Below are 16,514 nucleotides of genomic sequence, written 5' to 3'. Positions count from 1 at the left end.
GGCTCAGGAGGGCGCGGCGGCGAGCGCGGCACGCAGATGGCCGCCGGAGTCCTCCAGAAGGCGGGCGGCCGACGGCCCGTCCACCTCGGCGAGCAGCACGAGGATGGCGTTCTTCACCTCGCCGTCGGTGGCCGCGAGGGCCCGCTCGATCTCCTCGTCCCGCGCGCCCGTCGCGAGGGACACGATCCGCCGCGAGCGGGCCCGCAGCTTCTCGTTCGAGGCGCGTACGTCGACCATCAGGTTCCCGTACGTCTTGCCCAGCCGGATCATCGTGATCGTCGACAGCATGTTCAGCACCATCTTCTGCGCCGTGCCCGCCTTCAGCCGGGTCGACCCGGTGAGCAGCTCCGGTCCGACGACCACCTCGATCCCGTGTTCGGCGGCGGCCGCCAGCGCACTGCCCTGGTTGCAGGACAGCCCGACGGTCAGCGCGCCGACCGAGCGCGCGTACCGCACCGCCCCGATCGCGTACGGCGTGCGCCCCGAGGCGGAGATCCCGACCACCGTGTCCTCGGCGGTCAGCGCCAGGCCGGCGAGATCCGCCCGCGCCAGCTCCGGCGAGTCCTCGGCGCCCTCGACGGACGTCACCGTCGCGCGCGGCCCGCCCGCGATGAGGCCCACGACCTGACCGGGGGCCGTGCCGAAGGTCGGCGGGCATTCGGACGCGTCCAGCACGCCGATCCGCCCGGCCGTGCCCGCCCCGGCGTACACCAGCCGGCCGCCCCGCCCCATCCGCGCGGCGATCGCGTCGACGGCGCCGGCGATCTCCGGCAGCCGCGCGGCCACGGCCCCGGCCACGCCGGCGTCCTCCCCGTTCATGAGCCGGGCGATGTCCAGGGTGGGCAGCCGGTCGATCTCGGCGAGTTCCGGCCGGAACGCCTCGGTGGTGAGGTGCTCCAACTGGGAGCGCAGGTCGTGCGGGGAGGAAGCGGAGGTCATGAGACGCGGCCCTTTCGACGGGGGGTGGGTGCGTACCTCAGGCGCGCGGGCTGTCTTCCTACGCGGCTCCGCGGCGTGGGCGCCACCAGCCGCCACGGCGCGCCGCACATGTCCACGGACGATCAGTCCTACGGCCTACCGATGCCGATGGGCCAGCGCCTCGTAACTGGCGGCCAGCGCCGGCGCGGCCGTGTCGTAGGTCCGCTGTGCCACGCCGACGAACAGGCAGTCCACCACCAGCAGCTGACTGGTCCGTGAGGACATCGCCGCCGGCCGCAGCTCGCTCTCCCGTGCCGTCGACGTCGTCAGCACCTGGTCCGCGTACTGCGCGACCGCCCCGCCCGGCCGCCCGGTGACGGCGACGGTGGTGGCGCCCCGCTCGAAGGCGACCCGCAGCGGCTCGATGACGTCCCGCGTCGCCCCGGAGTGGGTGATCGCGACGGCCACGTCCCCCGCCCGCAGCTGTACGGCGTTGGTCACGGCGAGATGCGGATCGCTGTGCGCGTGGGCCACGAGCCCTATCCGCTGGAGCTTCTGCACCAGGTCCTGGGCGACGAGCCCGGACGCCCCGACGCCGTACACGTCGGTCCTGCGGGCCGAGGCCAGTGCCACCACCGCCGCGCCGAGTTGCACGGTGTCGAGACCGGCGGCGGTGTCGGCGAGGGTCTGCCGTTCGTCGTGGGCGAGTTTGGCGACGACGTCCGCGATCGGGTCGTCGACCGCGATGTCGGTGGTGAGGGCGGGGGCGCGGCCGGACTGCTGCCGCGCCGCGAGTCCGGCGAGCGCGAGCCGCAGGTCGCGGTAGCCGGAGTAGCCGAGGAGGCGGGCGGTGCGCACGACGGTGGCCTCGCTGGTGCCGGTGCGCTCCGCGAGGCGGGTGACGGTGAGCGCCGCGCAGCCCGCGGGGTCGCCCGCGACGGTCTCGGCGACGCGTTGCATCGAGCGGGTCATGGACGGGGCGAGCGCGCGGACCTTGGCGGCGAGAGCGCCGCCGAAGATTTCCTTCACGTCCTGGGACACGGGGGAAAGATATTTTCGGCTCGGTGTCACGGTCAAGAGTGCGCACAATGGGTGCATGGACCCCTCCCACACCTCCATCAGCCCACTGGAACAGGCCTTGCACGCGGCGCGTGCCCTCGTCCTCGCCGACCTCGCCTCGGGGGAGGTGGCCGCGGCGGACGTGGTGTCCCTGGTCGAGGAGTCCGTGGCCCAGCGGCGCTGGTGGGTCGAGCAGTGGCCGGACGGCGTCGACTTCGTGGCCGGGCTGGTGGCGCAGGACGTGCAGGACGCCCTGCTGGAGCGGCGTGGCCGCTGGCCGATCTGTCCGGTGTGCGGCTCGGGCGACCCGCACGCCCTGGAGGTCGAGCCCGAACTCGGGCCCGACCCGCACTGGGTGTGCCACAAGGCCGGTGTGAAGGTCGCGGCGGTCGGGGCGCTGGGGTCGGCGTCCGGCCGGCCCGGGGCCTCGTGAGGCGGGCGTGACGATCTACGTCGATCCGCCTGACTGGCCGGGTCACGGGCGGATGTGGTCCCACCTCGTCAGCGACGTGTCCTTCGACGAACTGCACGCCTTCGCCGACCGGTTGGGGGTGCCCCGGCGCGCGTTCGAACGCGATCACTACGACATTCCCTCGCACCGGTACCCGGAGGTGGTCGCGGCCGGCGCGGTGCGGGTGAGCAGCCGCGAGGTGGTACGGCTGCTGACGGCTTCGGGTCTGCGCCGGCCGAAGGGCCGCCCCCGCGCGTGACGGCCGCGGGCCGGGGCGCTACGCCCGACGCGTGTACAGCCGCAGCGTCCTGTCCGCCAGGAGGGGCTCCTCCTCCAGCACGTCGGCCCGGACGAACCCGGCGCGGGCCAGGACGCCCTGCGAGGGGGTGTTGGCCTCCTCCACCGTCGCGTACAGCAGGCGTACGCCGTCCCGTGCGAGCGCCCACTCCGCGAGGGCGTTGAGCGCCTCGGTGGCGTAGCCGTGGCCCCGGGCCGACTCCACCAGGTCGTAGCCGATCTCGGCACGGCCCTCCTCGTCGGGCACCCCGTGGAAGCCCAGGCTGCCGACGGCCCGGCCGTCCTCCCGCCGGACGAGCACGAGCGCCCCGAACTCGGGCCGGTGCACTCCGCTGTCGTACGCCTTGAGCAGGCCGGCGGCGACCTCCCGCGTGCCCTCGAAGGGGGCGTCGCCGAGCCAGACGAAACCGCCGTCGCCGCCCGCGGCCAGGTCGGCGGCGGCGGCCGGGGTGACGCCTTCGAGGGTGAGGCGCCCGGTGGGCAGCACCAGGTTGTTGTTCCAGCGCCAGCCGGTGACCGGGGCGCGGCCGGGCAGGTCGCCGCGGCCGGTGGCCCACAGCAGGGTCGGCCAGGGCTCCGGGCCCGGTCGCACGTGCGGGAAGATCCGGGTGAGGACGGACTCGCACAACCCGGCGGGCGGCTCGTACGCCAGCCCCAGGCCCTCGGCGATGTCATGGGTGTGCAGGAGGACCTCGGCGATCCCCATCGCGGCGAAGCCCTCGCGGTTCGCGCTGCGGAAGGGGTACGGGTGGAAGGCGCGGACCCGGGGCGGGGTGGTGCGGACGGTGGCGGCGAGCAGCGCGCCGGTGGTCTCGATGACCTCCAGGACGCCCGCCTGGTCGGTGCCCTCCTCGAACCCCAGCTCGAAGGGGACGTAGGCCGTCTGCGCGCGGCCCGCCAACTGGCCGGCGTAGGCGAGGAGGTCGCTCGCGATGTGCTCCGCCGTCCGCCGGCAGGTCCACTCCAGCCGGCCGGCCCGCACGCCCGTCCAGTCCCTGTCCGTCACCGTCCGCAGCAGCTCCACGCTGCCCGCGACGGCCTCCGTCACCTGATCCCCGCCCCATGCGCGCATGGGTGCAGCGTAGGTGGGGGCGGGGTCAGAGCGACAGCATCTCCAGCTCCGCGCGCAGGTTGTGACGGGCGGTCGCCTCCCATTCCCGCGCCCCGTGCGGAGTGCGGAACAGGCGCGGCAGGCCGAGGAGATGACGCAGTACGGCGGACCGGCCCTCGCGGAAGGCGTCGTTCGGGACGAAGTGGTACTCCTGGCGGATCTCGGCGGTGTAGGCGGCGTACGCCGACGGCGGCGCGGCGAGGATCGCGAGGTCGGCGTCGCACAGCACCTGGCCGTCGCGGTCGTCGTCGGCCGGGTCGTGGGAGACGGTGAGCCGGACCAGGCGGGCCACCTCGGCGGTCGTCGCCTCCGGCAGTCCGGCCTCGGGCAGCGCGCGCTCGGCGAGGCGGGCGGAGCGGTCCTCGTTCTCGGAGCGGTCGGGGAGGTAGACGGCGTCGTGGAACCAGGCGGCCAGGCGGACGGCGTCGGGGTCGTCGGCGTACCCCTGGAGCAGGTCGATCCGGTCGAGGACCGCGGTGAGGTGGGTGAGCGTGTGGTAGCGGCGCTGCGGCTCCTGCCAGCGGCGCAGGAGGTCGTCGGCGTAGGGGAGGGGGTCCGGGGCGGCCTCGGGGGACGGGCCGCGGGCGGCTTCCAGAGTGCGGGCGAAGCGGGTGCGCAGGCTTTCGGGGGTCGCGCGGCTGGCGGCGGTTTCGGGGTGGTCGGCCATGCGGTCATTCTCGCCCGGCCGCCGGGGACGCGGGGGTGAGCGCGGCGGCTCACAGGCGTACTCTGGAATTGGACTAGACCTGTAGAGCCGTCGACGAATGGGGTCCCATGAGCAAGCGTGCAGTCCTGGAGGTGATCGCCCTCGACGCGCGGGACGCGGTCGCCGCCCAGGCCGGAGGCGCGGACCGCCTCGAAGTGGTCACCGACATCGCCGCCGACGGGCTCACCCCGCCCGTCGAGGCCTTCGCCGCCATTCGGGCCGCCGTCTCCATCGACCTGCGCGTGATGCTGCGCCCGACCGACGGGTTCGCCGCCGGGGACGCCGGACGGCTCGTCCGGGCCGCCGCGGAGCTGCGGGCGGCCGGCGCGGACCAGTTCGTGCTCGGCTTCCTGGACGCGGAGGGCGGCGTGGACCTGGCGGCCGTCGAGCGGGTGGTCGCGGAGCTGGACGGCTGCCCGTGGACGTTCCACCGGGCCATCGACCACACGGCCGACCGTGACGCCCTGCGCAAGCAGTGCGAGGGGCTGCCCGGACTGGACGCCTACCTCACGGCCGGATCGGCGGCGGGCGTCGACGACGGGCTGGCCGTACTGGTCGCGGAGGCAGGGCGGCGCGGGGAGCAGGGGTACGAGCAGGAGATCCTGGTGGGCGGAGGGCTACGGCTCGACCATCTGCCGGAGCTGCGGGCGGCCGGGATCGACGCGTTCCACATCGGCGGAGCGGCTCGCCCGGACGGCTGGACGGGGCCGGTGTCCGCCGGAGCCGTGGGGGAGTGGCGGCGGGTGCTGGACGGGGGCTGACGGGAGGCCCGGACGGGGGATGACGGGGGGCCTGGACGGGGGCGTGACGGGGGGCCTTGACGGGGGCGTGACGGGGGCCTGGACGGGGCGTGACGGGTGGGCCGACCGGGGCGGGTCGCGCGGCCCGGCGTCGCCGAAGGCGCCACCCCACGCCTCCTCGACTCTCGCTCAGGCCGAGCGGGCGCCCCTCGGTGGCCACTTGTGCCGTGTCGGGTGGGCGTCGAGCTGTGCCGTGCCGGTCCCACCGTCACCTGTGCCGTGCGGGCGGGCCCGCCGCCCACCGATGCCGCGCCGGGCGGGGCGGCGCCCCCCCCCGTGTGTCCCAGGTGGCAGGCATGCGCGCGGACGCGGCGGGCAGCCCGTGCGGCCGCCGCGGCACGGGCGGTCGCACGCCGCACGGGCGGTCGCACGCCGCACGGGCGGTCAGGCACCGCACGGGTGGTCCCGCGCCGCACGGGTGGTCACGGCTGGGTCAGCTGGTCCGGCAGGTCGGTGGCGTGGGCCACCACCAGCCCCGACACCGCTCGGGTCAGCGCCACGTACAGGCGTCGCAGCCCCGTCCGTTCGTCCGGCTCGGCGGCCACCACCGCGCTCGGCTCGTCCAGGACGACGTAGTCGTACTCCAGGCCCTTGGCCAGGGAGGCGGGCACCAGGGTCAGGCGGGTCTCCCGGGTGGTCTCCTCACCGGGGGCCAGGTAGGTGATCCCCGCGGCCTCGAGGGCCTCCGCCAGGACCGGCACGCGGGCGTCCGCCGCGATGAGGCCCGTCGACCCCTCGTTGCGCAGCAACTCCTCGCAGGCGGCGATGACGTCCCCGGTCTCCGTCACCGCGCGGACCTCGAAGAACCCGGGGTTCTCGCGGACCGAGGCGACCGGTGTCAGCCCCGGTGCGATGTGGGGCAGCAGCCGGGAGGCGTAGGCGATGACGTCCGTGGGGACGCGGAAACCGGCCGTCAGCTCCTCGATCACCGCGTCGGCCTTGCCGAGGTGCGCGAGGGCCTCCTCCCAACTCCGCGTCGCCCAGGGCGTGGTGCCCTGCGCCAGGTCGCCCAGGACGGTCGCGCTGCCGGTGGTGCAGCGGCGGCCGACGGCCCGGTACTGCATGGGGGACAGGTCCTGCGCCTCGTCGAGGACGACATGGCCCAGGGAGTGGGTGCGTTCCACCAGGTCGGTCGCCTCGTCGATCAACACGGCGTCCGCCGCCGACCACTTGGCCGACTTCACGGTCCGCACCGGCTTCGCCCACAGGATCGTCCTGCGCTCGTCCTCGGTGAGGATCCCGTCGGCGTGCTCCGCGAGGAACTCCGCGTCCGTCAGCAACCGCAGCACCAGCTTGGCCGGGTCGACGGGCGGCCAGACCGCCTTCACGGCCGCCTTGACGGCACTGTTGCGGGCCACGGCGTCCTGCACCCGGTCGTCGGGCGCCTCACCGGCCCGTTCCATCTGGACCAGCACGGCGTGCGCGACGCGCTGCGGGAGGGCGTCGCGGGCGGCCCCGTAGCGGATGTCGCGGGCACGCAACTCGCGTACCAGCTCCTCCAGTTCGTACGCCGGGATCCGCCAGCGGCGCGACCCGCGCACGACGACGACCGGCTCGGTCGGCAGGCTGACGTGGGAGTACAGGGCCCGCCGCAGTACCTCGGCCATCCTCGCGTCGCCCTTGACGACCGCCGCCGGGACCTCGTCCGTGCCCCGCACCTCCACCTGCCCGACGAGGTCGTCGACGGTGGCCTGGCCGACCGCCAACTCGCCGAGAGCGGGCAGAACCTGCTCGATGTAGTGGAGGAAGGACCGGTTCGGCCCGATGACCAGCGTGCCGGTGCGGGCCAGCCGCTCACGGTGGGCGTACAGCAGATAGGCCACCCGGTGCAGGCCGACGGCCGTCTTCCCGGTGCCGGGGCCGCCCTGGACGCACACCGAGCCGCCCAGCCCGCTGCGGACGATCTCGTCCTGCTCGGGCTGGATGGTGGCGACGATGTCCCGCATCGGACCGACGCGCGGCCGCTCGATCTCCCGCTGGAGCAGTCTGCTGGTGGTGGCCGCCTCGGCCGGGTCCGAGAGGTCCTCGTCCTCGTACGCGGTGAGGTCGCCGCCGGTGTAGCCGAAGCGGCGCCTGAGCGTGACGTCCATCGGGTCCTTCTTCGAGGCCCGGTAGAACGGCTGCGAGACGGGCGCCCGCCAGTCGATGACCATCGGGTCGCCGTCGTTGTCGTGGACGTGCCGGCGTCCGATGTAGAACCGTTCGCCTTCGGCGCCCTCGGCCCGGTCGGCGCCGGGGGCGTGGAGGTAGTCCAGCCGGCCGAAGAACAGGGGGGTGTCGCTGAGGTCGGCGAGCGCCTTGACGCGGTCCGCGATCTGGCGTTCCAGGATCTGCGCGTTGACCCAGTTCGCGGTGACGTCGCTGATGTCGAGGGACTGGACGTCCTCGCGCATGGCGCGCAGCGCGGCACGGGAGGCGGCGAGGTGGGAGCGCTCACGGGAGAGCGGGTCGGCAGCGGACACGGGCGTGGACAAGGGGGTGCCTCCGGGCCTGCGGAAAGGGCTGACTGCGGGAAGCCGTCCGGTTTCCGTCCGGGCGGCGGCGCTCCGTGCGGAGGCGGGCAAGAGCGGAGATTCTAGGACCTGGGGGCTCGCGGGGCCAACGGGTTTCTCCCTGCCGTCCGCCAACGGGTTTCTCCCTGCCGTCCCCTAGGGGACCAGACCCCCTACTTCCCGGGGAGCCGCTCAACCCGTGGGTGGACGGGGAGCCCGCCCGAAGTGGCTCCCCAGGCCGATGCCCCCTCGGTGTCCCCGATCGCACCATGGAGGCATGAGCGCAGCGACCTTCACCCCAGCCCCCGCCCCGGGCCGTCCGCCCGGCGCGACCACCGTCTCCGGCACCCACCACCACCGCCTCGGCGACGCCCTGCACGCGATACGCGTCTTCGCGGGCGCGGCCTTCGGCGTGGTCGTCCTCGGCGAGTACGGCGAGGAGGTGGGTGTCCGCCGCAGATGACCCGGTCGCCGGTCCCCGGACCCTGCTCCCCGGGCTCACGGACACCGGCCCCCGTCGGCGGCTCCGGGCCGTGACGGTCAGGCGCCCTCCGCCAGCACCTCGTCCGCGTCCATGATCCGGTACGCGTATCCCTGCTCGGCGAGGAAGCGCTGCCGGTGAGCGGCGAAGTCCTGGTCCAGCGTGTCGCGGGCCACGACCGAGTAGAAGTGGGCCTGGTGCCCGTCGGCCTTCGGCCGCAGCACCCGTCCCAGCCGCTGTGCCTCCTCCTGACGCGAGCCGAAGGTGCCCGACACCTGGATGGCCACCGTCGCCTCCGGCAGGTCGATCGAGAAGTTCGCGACCTTCGACACCACGAGCACGCTGATCTCGCCCTGGCGGAACGACTCGAACAGCTTCTCCCGCTGGGCGTTGGACGTCTCGCCCTTGATGACCGGCGCGTCCAGATGCTCCCCCAGCTCGTCGAGCTGGTCGATGTACTGCCCGATGACGAGGATCTGCTGCCCGGCGAACCGCCGCACGATCGCCTCCGTGACCTTCCGCTTGGTCTCGGTGGTGGCGCAGAAGCGGTACTTCTCCTCGGCCTCGGCGGTCGCGTACGCGAGCCGCTCGGAGTCCGTCAGGTTCACCCGGACCTCGACACAGTCCGCGGGCGCGATGTAGCCCTGCGCCTCGATCTCCTTCCACGGAGCGTCGAACCGCTTCGGCCCGATGAGCGAGAACACGTCCGACTCGCGGCCGTCCTCACGCACCAGCGTGGCCGTGAGGCCCAGCCGCCGCCGCGCCTGGAGGTCGGCGGTGAACTTGAAGACCGGCGCCGGCAGCAGGTGCACCTCGTCGTAGAGGATCAGCCCCCAGTCGCGGGAGTCGAACAGCTCCAGGTGCGGGTAGACGCCCTTCCGCCTGGTCGTCAGCACCTGGTACGTGGCGATCGTGACGGGGCGGATCTCCTTGCGCGTGCCGCTGTACTCGCCGATCTCCTCCTCGGTCAGCGACGTCCGCTTGATCAGCTCGTGCTTCCACTGCCGCGCGGAGACGGTGTTGGTGACGAGGATCAGCGTGGTCGACTTGGCCTGCGCCATCGCCCCCGCCCCGACCAGCGTCTTGCCCGCGCCGCAAGGCAGGACGACGACTCCCGACCCGCCGTGCCAGAAGTTCTCCACGGCCTGCCTCTGGTACGGCCGCAGGGCCCAGCCGTCCTCCGCCAGCTCGATCGGATGCGCCTCGCCGTCGACGTACCCCGCGAGGTCCTCGGCGGGCCAGCCCAGCTTCAGCAGCGTCTGCTTGATCTGCCCGCGCTCGGACGGGTGCACGGCGACCGAGTCGGGGTCGATCCGGGCCCCGACCAGCGGGGCGACCCGCTTGGAGCGCAGGATCTCCTCCAGGACCGGCCGGTCCGTGGTGGTCAGCACCAGGCCGTGCGCGGGGTGCTTGCTGAGCGTCAGCCGCCCGTAGCGGTCCATCGTCTCGGCGATGTCCACCAGCAGCGCGTGCGGCACCGGGTACCGGCTGAACTCCACGAGCGCGTCGACCACCTGCTCGGCGTCGTGCCCGGCGGCGCGCGCGTTCCACAGGCCCAGCGGGGTCAGCCGGTAGGTGTGGATGTGCTCGGGCGCCCGCTCCAGTTCCGCGAACGGCGCGATGGCCCGACGGCACGCGTCGGCCCGCTCGTGGTCGACCTCCAGGAGCAGGGTCTTGTCCGACTGGACGATGAGTGGACCATTCACGCGCGGCACCCTTTCCTTCACGGCCGTGGAACGCAAGCCAAACGTCCAGTGTGCCCTACCGGCCAGGACCGGGGCGGGGTGCGAGGAGTGGCCTTCGTGACAGCCACGGGTGAGCGGATCGAACGCGTCGAGGAGCGGCACCGGGTGATCGGGGTCGTGGACCGTGCGAAGGCCCTCGCGAACCGCCGGCCGCACCGCCTCGCGACGACCGTCCGCCGGACGCGAACGGCCGGGCCCTCGGGCACCGGCCCTCGGGCACCGGCCTCGCGGGACACGTCCCGCTTCGGCGGGTTCGCGAAGGGGATCTCACCCTCGAAGCGGTCGATGGCGACGACGTTCCCCGGCCGGCACGACGCGCCGACCGGCGGAGGCGTCGAGGACGACGAGGACCACGAGCGGGCCGCCGCCCGCGAACCGGCCGAGGGAACCGGCCGTGCGGGCTCCGGTCGGGCTCGTCACCGAGTGCCCTGTGCCGGGGAGCCGGCAGCCCCCTTGGCCCTTTCCTGTGCCGGGGAGCCACCCGCCCTTCCCTGCACCGGGGAGCCACCCGCCCTTCCCTGGAGCCGGCAGCCCTACCGGCGCGCCGGCCGCGAAGCGGTCGTCACCACCGGCTCCGACCCCCGGCCCGGCGGAGACCGGCCGGTCCGCCCGGGGCACCAGCGGCGAGCCGTGGGACGGACATGACCGGGCGCCGGCGTCCGCCCCCGACGGCGTCGAGGCCCTGCGCCGGCACCCGGCTACGCCTCGTCGTCCGCCAGCTCCGCCACCCCCGTGATCCGGTGCAGCGGGTACGTCCTGACCTCGTCCGCCGTGTGGTCGTACCCCGTCACGAAGCCGCCCTCCACCCGGACCGGGGCGATCACCCGCTGGCTGGCGGACCCCTCGGCGTTGACGTAGCCGATCCACACGGCCTCGCCGGTGAGGACGGCGGCCTGCATGGTGGCGAGGGTCTCCGCGGAGGAGGTGCGGGGCAGTTCCCCGGGCGCCTGCGCCGCGGCGTCGTCGGCGGGCTTGCGGGGGGCCGTGGCCGCCAGATCACCGGCGCGGATCGCCCGGACCGCGGCCGACAGCAGCGTGCCGTCGGGGACGGGCGGCCCCTCCGGGACCGGCTCCGGGGCGGTGCGCGGCGGGCTGCGGTGGGCGTCGGCGCGGGTGATCAGGACGTCGCCCTCGGCGGACTCGGCGGCCGGCGCGAACCCCATCGCCCGCAGCCCCTCCAGAAGGGCCGCCGGGTCGGCCTGCGCCGCCAGCACGGTCGGCGCGAGCCGGCGCAGCCGCAGGGCGGCGGCGCGCTTGTCGGCGAGGATCTCGTTCAGCATGGCGTCGTCGTCGCAGCGCACGTACGCCGAGGCCGCGCCCACCCGGAGATGCCCGTGCCGGCGGGCCACGTCGTCGATCAGGTACGTCAGCGGCTGCGGGACCGGCGTACGCGAGTGCTCCGCGAGGAAGGCGTGCAGGTCGGAGGCGGTACGGCCGGCGTCCAGGGCACGCCGTACCGAACCGGGCGTGAAACGGTAGACCGTCGCCCCGCCCTTCGACTCGACGTCGGCGAGCACGCCCAGCATGTCGGCGAGCGGCCGGAGCAGCGGACCCGGCGCGACCGCGGTGAGGTCCGCCTGGAGCAGCACGTGGTCCAGCGGCTCGGGCAGCAGCGGCGCGAGCAGCCGCACGGCGGCCGCGGAGGCGACGGCCTGCTCGGCGGCGGGAAGGGGGCCGAGGGCGAGGGCGGTCGCGGTCGTCGGCTCGGTGTGGTGGTGGAAGGGGAGCTTGTCGCCGGGACCCTGCGGACCGCCCGCTCCCGCGGAGCCGTCCACGCCGGGAGTACCACCTGGTCCCGTCCCGCCGCTCCGGCCGGCGGCGCTCCCGCCCGCGCCGGGCGGCCGGTTCGCCGCCGCGCCGAGCAGGGCCCGGCCCTGGGACGCGAGAGCGCCTCTGCCCGTGATGCCCAGCAGCTCGGCCTCCGACAGGGTCCAGCGGGCCAGCCGGGCGCGCAGGTCGTCGTCGCGCTGGGGGCCGCGCAGGGGACGCTCCCAGCTCAGCCGGGCGAGCACCGACTCGGCGGCCGGCGAGGTGCCCTCCGGCAGTCCCGCCAGCAGCGCCAGCACCCGGCGCCGTACCTCCGGGGCGGCCGAGCGGTCGAGGCCCGGCCCGAGCGCCGACAGCGTCCGCTCCTTCGTGTCCCGCCCGCCGACCAGCCCCGGCGTCCGGGTCCCCGTCAGCCAGGCCTCCGCCAACCGGACCCACCGGTCGGCGGCCGGACGCTCCAGCCACTCGTCGTAGGCCGGGGTCGCCGCGTACCGCTCGTCGGCCTCGCCGTCGGAGGCGATCAGCCCGGCGGCGTACGCCAGCTCGACCCAGAACGCGGCCATCGGCTCCGACACGTCCAGCGCGACGGCCGTGCGCTTCAGGTCCCGCAGACTCAGGCCGCCCGCCCGCAGCACCGCGGGGCCGCCCTCGTCCCAGTCCTTCATCAACTCCTCGACCGTCGCCAGCGCGGTGTACGCCTGCCCGGCCGCCGCCGCGTCCACCACCTGTGGACGGTGGGTCGCGGCCGGCTCCACCGCGGGCGGCACCGGCTCGGGCGTGCGATGGGCGCGGCCCGCCCGCAGATGCAGGGCCACCTCACGCGGCAGGACGACCGTGCCGGGCGCGGTCGGCAGCAGCAGCCCCCGGTCCAGCAGCCAGCGCAGCCGGGCCCCCGGATCGGCGGTGACCTGCCCGTAGGGCGGCCCCCACACGAGCCGCTCCAGGACCTCCAGGGACTCGGCGGGAGCCTCGGCGAGCAGCGCCCCCATCCTCCGCCGGTCACCGAACAGGTCGGCCAGCGCGGAGGCCGCCGAGACGGCGTCATGGGTGGACGGCAGCCCGGCGGCCGTCACGATCTCCTGGATCCGGCCCGGCGACATGCCCGCGGTGGCCTCCCGCACGGACGGGCCGAGCCCGGTCGGCGAGGGGTGCTGCGGGGACGGGGCGAGCACCTCGCGGGCGGTGCGGACCAGCCGGAGCCGGTCGTGGTCGCCCCAGACCAGGGCCTGCTCGCGCAGCACGGCCACCGCCCCGGGCAGGGCGGCGACGACGGCCGCGTCCCGCTCGTCACCGGCCATCAGCTCCAGCAGCTCCTCGTACGCCGCCGGTTCCGCCGCCACGGCCAGCGCCTCCGCGGTCTGGAGGGCGAACCGGTCCAGGCGCTCCAGGGCGCGCAGCACCGACGCGCGGGTCCCGGCGCGGGTGGCGAGCTGGGTGAGGTCGGTGGGGACCGGGGTGATGAGGTCGGGGCGGGCACGCAGGAGCGCGGCCAGGGACGCGTCGTCCCGGGCACGGAGCGCCTCCGCGAGGGAACGCGGGGCCGAGGGCTTCTCGTCGCTGCTCATCCGCTCAACGGTAGCGGGTGACGGGCCGGGGAGGGGCGCCCCGGGGACCGGGCCCCGGCGGGCTGGGCCCACGGAAGGCGAGCGCGAAGGACCACGGAAGACGAACGTCAAGGCACGCGGAGGGCGAACGCGAAGGCGCACGGACGGCGAACGCCACGGCACGCGGAGGGCGAGCGCGAAGGCGCCCCGGTGGTCCCGCACCGCACCCCGCCGCCCAACGCCACCTGCCCACCCCGACGGCGTCGGGCACGGCGACCACCCCTGCCCGCGGACCGGTTGGCCCGGCCGACGGCGAACCCCTGGGCCGACTCCCTCGAAGCCGGACCACCCTTGCGGGTGCGAGCCGTCCTGAACGGCGGGGCGGCCGCCACGCTGCGCTAACGTCGTCTCCGGGGTATCCAAGGCACCGGCCCCGGAGGGGACTTCGTGGGTATCGAAAGCGATCAGGTCGTCTACGAGTATCTGAGCCGCGTCGGCGACGTGGCGCAGCAGCGGCAGTTGTCGTCCGCCACGCGCATGCGGCTCGTGTCCGAGCTGCGCAACGAGATCGACCGGCGCCGCGCCAAGGCGCCCGTCGACAGCCCGGCCGCCGTCCGCCGCATCCTCGACCGGCTCGGCAGCCCCGACGACGTCGTCTCGGCGGTGGGCGGCGGCACCCGGAGCGGCACCGCTCCGCAGGCCCCGCCCGCGGCCGTGCCCGTCCAACGGCAGGAACCCCCGGACGCCGCCGGACGCCGCCCCAAGGGACTGCGGCGGGTCGTCCCCCGCCCCCGGCCGCGCCCCGACGCGCCCGCCTCCGCCCCGGACATCCCGTCGCCGCCGCACCGCGCGGGCGCGCACGAACTCGGTGACGTCGGGGAGACCCCGGACTGGTGGCGCCGCGAGGCGGACCCGTTCGGGCTGGGCGAGGAGGTGCCGGGGTTCGTCGGCGGGGTGGAGATCGCGGACATGCTGAAGCCGCCGGCGCCTCCCGTGCCTCCGGCGACGAAGGCGGAGCCGGAAGCGGCGCCGCCCGACGCGGAGGAGCCCGCCGCCCGCCGTCGCCTCCGCACCGCGCTGCGCCCCGGCCGCTGGACCAACCCCCTCCTGCTCCTGGCCGCCGCCTGCCTGGTCGCCGGTGTGGTGACCGGGCAGTGGCTCGCGCTGCTCGTCGGCTGGGTCATCGCCTACGCCTCCCGGCGGCTGTCCGACCGCGAGACCAAGTGGGCGGTCATGGTGCTCCCCGGCCTCGCGGCCACCGGGGGCGTCGTCTGGCTCTGGGGTCGCACGGCCGGCCGCTGGGGCACCCCCATCCCCGAGGGCCACATGAACGAGGCAGTGGCGCAGACGTGGCCGTGGGTGCTCCGGGGCGCGGCGCTGGCCTCGGCCCTGTTCCTGGTCTGGCGCTCCCAGCGGACCAAGTAGCGGCCCACCCGCCGCACCCCGTCCCCCAGGCGGCGCGGGCCCACGGCTCGCGAGGGCCGCCCCCGGCCCGCGAGCAGGCGCCGGGCGAGCCGCCCGCAGGTCGGCGGCGCGGGGCGGGGCGTGGGCCGGCCCGGTGCGGCGGCCGTCCGTGGCGGCCGGCAGGGAGCCGCGGGCCGGCGCCGGGCACCTGCTCGGGACGGGCGCTGGACGGGCGCTGGACGGGCGCGGTGGCGGGCTCGGCACAATGGGCGGCATGACCTCGCCGCGTTCCGTCGCTCCCGTCGTCGGGTTCGATCTCGACATGACCCTCATCGACTCCCGGCCCGGCATCCGCGCCGCCTACGTGGAGCTGGCCGCCCGGAGCGGGACGTACATCGACGCCGATCTGGTGGTGACCAGGCTGGGACCGCCGCTGGAGCAGGAGATGGCGCAGTGGTTCCCGGCGGAGCAGGTCGCGGGGATGGCCGGTCTGTACCGGGAGATCTACCCGGCGTACGCCGTCACCCGCACCTCCGTGATGCCCGGCGCCCGGGAGGCGGTCGAGGCGGTGCGGGCGGCCGGCGGGCGGGCGATCGTCGTCACCGCGAAGTGGGAGCCGAACGCCAAGCTCCACCTGACGCATCTCGGCATCGAGGCCGACGCCGTCATCGGCAACCTGTGGGCCGAGCAGAAGGCGGTGGCGCTGCGCGAGCACGGCGCGACCGTCTACGTGGGCGACCACGTCGGAGACGTCCGCGGCGCCCGCGCCGCCGGCGCGCTGTCGGTGGCCGTGCCGACGGGCCCCTGCGGCGCGGACGAGTTGCGCGAGGCCGGCGCCGACGTGGTCCTCGCGGACCTCACGCGCTTCCCGGCCTGGCTCGCGGACCACACGGCCGCCGGGGCGGCCTGACCGCGGCTACCGTCCCCCGCGCGCCTGCCGGCGCCCGGCCGCGACGGACTGCAACACCCCCGCGCCCGCGATCAGGAACCCGACGCCCATGAGCATGCTCAGGCCGAACATGTACGTCGGAAAGGGCGTCGCGTCGAGGAACAGCGGGGCCACGGTGACGAGTGTGGCCACGGCACCGAGGAAGAACACGATGGCACCGGCACGGATCAGTCGGTCACCGGGCGCGGCGGAATTCGTCTGGGTTTTGTCACGCACCCGACCAGGGTAGTTCCCAGCGCGAAGGAACGACCGGGGGACGTCTTGTCACCCGGGCGAAGACCATTAGCCTTGGTAGCGGCGGGTCGGGGTCGACCCGCCTCGGTGTTGTCCAGCGCCGTTTTCCCCTGCGGTTTTCCGACGAGTACGAGGACGAGGACAGACGTGCCTACCGGCAAAGTCAAGTGGTTCAACAGCGAGAAGGGCTTCGGCTTCCTCTCCCGTGACGACGGCGGTGACGTCTTCGTCCATTCCTCGGTCCTCCCCGCCGGAGTCGAGGCGCTCAAGCCGGGCCAGCGCGTGGAGTTCGGCGTCGTGGCCGGACAGCGCGGTGACCAGGCGCTCTCGGTCGTGGTCCTCGATCCGACCCCCTCGGTCGCGGCGGCCCAGCGGAGGAAGCCCGACGAACTCGCCTCCATCGTCCAGGATTTGACGACCCTTCTCGAGAACATCACGCCGATGCTGGAGAAGGGCCGTTACCCCGAGAAGACCTCCGGCAAGAAGATCGCGGGCCTGTTGCGCGCGGTCGCGGACCAGTTGGACGTGTGAGCGGAAACGTCACCAGGAATCCCTG

Annotated in this window: 15 protein-coding genes; 7 read left to right on the top strand and 8 right to left on the bottom strand. The window is 75.0% G+C overall.

The features are described from left to right. Positions 1-3: 3 nt before the first annotated feature. Both murQ and ACFYO5_RS30910 read right to left on the bottom strand, forming a co-directional pair. Positions 4-939: an N-acetylmuramic acid 6-phosphate etherase gene (murQ, locus tag ACFYO5_RS30915; protein WP_388715017.1), complete on the bottom strand. Its 936-nt coding sequence runs from the start codon at positions 937-939 to the stop codon at positions 4-6. Between the two features lie 135 nt (positions 940-1,074). After that, complete coding sequence (locus ACFYO5_RS30910; protein ID WP_388715014.1) at positions 1,075-1,959, bottom strand: MurR/RpiR family transcriptional regulator; 885 nt, start codon at positions 1,957-1,959, stop codon at positions 1,075-1,077. Between the two features lie 55 nt (positions 1,960-2,014). Here ACFYO5_RS30910 and ACFYO5_RS30905 point away from each other — a divergent pair, with 55 nt between their 5' ends. Both ACFYO5_RS30905 and ACFYO5_RS30900 read left to right on the top strand, forming a co-directional pair. Beyond that, complete coding sequence (locus ACFYO5_RS30905; protein WP_356564946.1) at positions 2,015-2,410, top strand: hypothetical protein; 396 nt, start codon at positions 2,015-2,017, stop codon at positions 2,408-2,410. Positions 2,411-2,417: 7 nt separating this feature from the next. Next, complete coding sequence (locus ACFYO5_RS30900) at positions 2,418-2,687, top strand: DUF4031 domain-containing protein (RefSeq protein WP_356564948.1); 270 nt, start codon at positions 2,418-2,420, stop codon at positions 2,685-2,687. A gap of 18 nt (positions 2,688-2,705) precedes the next feature. On the opposite strand, the gene ACFYO5_RS30895 is transcribed toward ACFYO5_RS30900, so the two are convergent. Both ACFYO5_RS30895 and ACFYO5_RS30890 read right to left on the bottom strand, forming a co-directional pair. Then, positions 2,706-3,797: a GNAT family N-acetyltransferase gene (locus ACFYO5_RS30895; RefSeq protein ID WP_388715011.1), complete on the bottom strand. Its 1,092-nt coding sequence runs from the start codon at positions 3,795-3,797 to the stop codon at positions 2,706-2,708. 25 nt (positions 3,798-3,822) lie between these two features. Continuing rightward, positions 3,823-4,503 carry a hypothetical protein gene (locus ACFYO5_RS30890; protein WP_388715008.1) on the bottom strand — a complete coding sequence of 227 codons (681 nt, stop codon included), beginning with the start codon at positions 4,501-4,503 and terminating at the stop codon, positions 3,823-3,825. Positions 4,504-4,610: 107 nt separating this feature from the next. On the opposite strand from ACFYO5_RS30890, the gene ACFYO5_RS30885 reads away from it, so the two are divergent. Further along, the gene (locus tag ACFYO5_RS30885; RefSeq protein WP_388715005.1) at positions 4,611-5,303 is read left to right on the top strand and encodes a copper homeostasis protein CutC; all 693 of its coding nucleotides are present in this window, start codon (positions 4,611-4,613) and stop codon (positions 5,301-5,303) included. A 461-nt stretch (positions 5,304-5,764) separates the two neighbouring features. Here ACFYO5_RS30885 and ACFYO5_RS30880 read toward each other — a convergent pair whose 3' ends face one another. Then, on the bottom strand, positions 5,765-7,816 hold the full coding sequence (locus ACFYO5_RS30880) for a HelD family protein (protein WP_388715002.1): 2,052 nt from the start codon (positions 7,814-7,816) through the stop codon (positions 5,765-5,767). Positions 7,817-8,111: 295 nt separating this feature from the next. Between ACFYO5_RS30880 and ACFYO5_RS30875 the strand changes: the two genes are divergently transcribed. Continuing rightward, positions 8,112-8,297, top strand: a complete 186-nt coding sequence (locus ACFYO5_RS30875; protein ID WP_388714999.1) for a hypothetical protein — start codon at positions 8,112-8,114, stop codon at positions 8,295-8,297. A 77-nt stretch (positions 8,298-8,374) separates the two neighbouring features. Here ACFYO5_RS30875 and ACFYO5_RS30870 read toward each other — a convergent pair whose 3' ends face one another. Together ACFYO5_RS30870 and ACFYO5_RS30865 are read right to left on the bottom strand one after the other, a co-directional pair. After that, positions 8,375-10,021, bottom strand: coding sequence for a DNA repair helicase XPB (locus ACFYO5_RS30870; protein ID WP_388714996.1), 1,647 nt, complete (start codon positions 10,019-10,021; stop codon positions 8,375-8,377). Between the two features lie 737 nt (positions 10,022-10,758). Beyond that, positions 10,759-13,392: a helicase-associated domain-containing protein gene (locus tag ACFYO5_RS30865; protein ID WP_388714993.1), complete on the bottom strand. Its 2,634-nt coding sequence runs from the start codon at positions 13,390-13,392 to the stop codon at positions 10,759-10,761. Between the two features lie 426 nt (positions 13,393-13,818). On the opposite strand from ACFYO5_RS30865, the gene ACFYO5_RS30860 reads away from it, so the two are divergent. Together ACFYO5_RS30860 and ACFYO5_RS30855 are read left to right on the top strand one after the other, a co-directional pair. Next, entirely contained in the window at positions 13,819-14,796 is a 978-nt protein-coding gene (locus ACFYO5_RS30860) for a hypothetical protein (protein WP_388714990.1), read from the top strand. 253 nt (positions 14,797-15,049) lie between these two features. After that, entirely contained in the window at positions 15,050-15,685 is a 636-nt protein-coding gene (locus ACFYO5_RS30855) for an HAD family hydrolase (RefSeq protein WP_388714987.1), read from the top strand. A 6-nt stretch (positions 15,686-15,691) separates the two neighbouring features. On the opposite strand, the gene ACFYO5_RS30850 is transcribed toward ACFYO5_RS30855, so the two are convergent. Beyond that, complete coding sequence (locus tag ACFYO5_RS30850) at positions 15,692-15,940, bottom strand: hypothetical protein (protein WP_356564965.1); 249 nt, start codon at positions 15,938-15,940, stop codon at positions 15,692-15,694. A 165-nt stretch (positions 15,941-16,105) separates the two neighbouring features. On the opposite strand from ACFYO5_RS30850, the gene ACFYO5_RS30845 reads away from it, so the two are divergent. After that, positions 16,106-16,489 (top strand): cold-shock protein, encoded by a 384-nt coding sequence (locus ACFYO5_RS30845; RefSeq protein WP_319263315.1) that lies wholly within the window; start codon positions 16,106-16,108, stop codon positions 16,487-16,489. Positions 16,490-16,514 lie beyond the last annotated feature (25 nt).

The sequence above is a fragment of the Streptomyces sp. NPDC006259 genome, assembly GCF_042870975.1.
In the GTDB taxonomy this organism is placed as follows: domain Bacteria; phylum Actinomycetota; class Actinomycetes; order Streptomycetales; family Streptomycetaceae; genus Streptomyces.
Note: the sequence above shows the minus strand (reverse complement) of the source record. Positions and strands in the feature narration are given on the sequence as shown.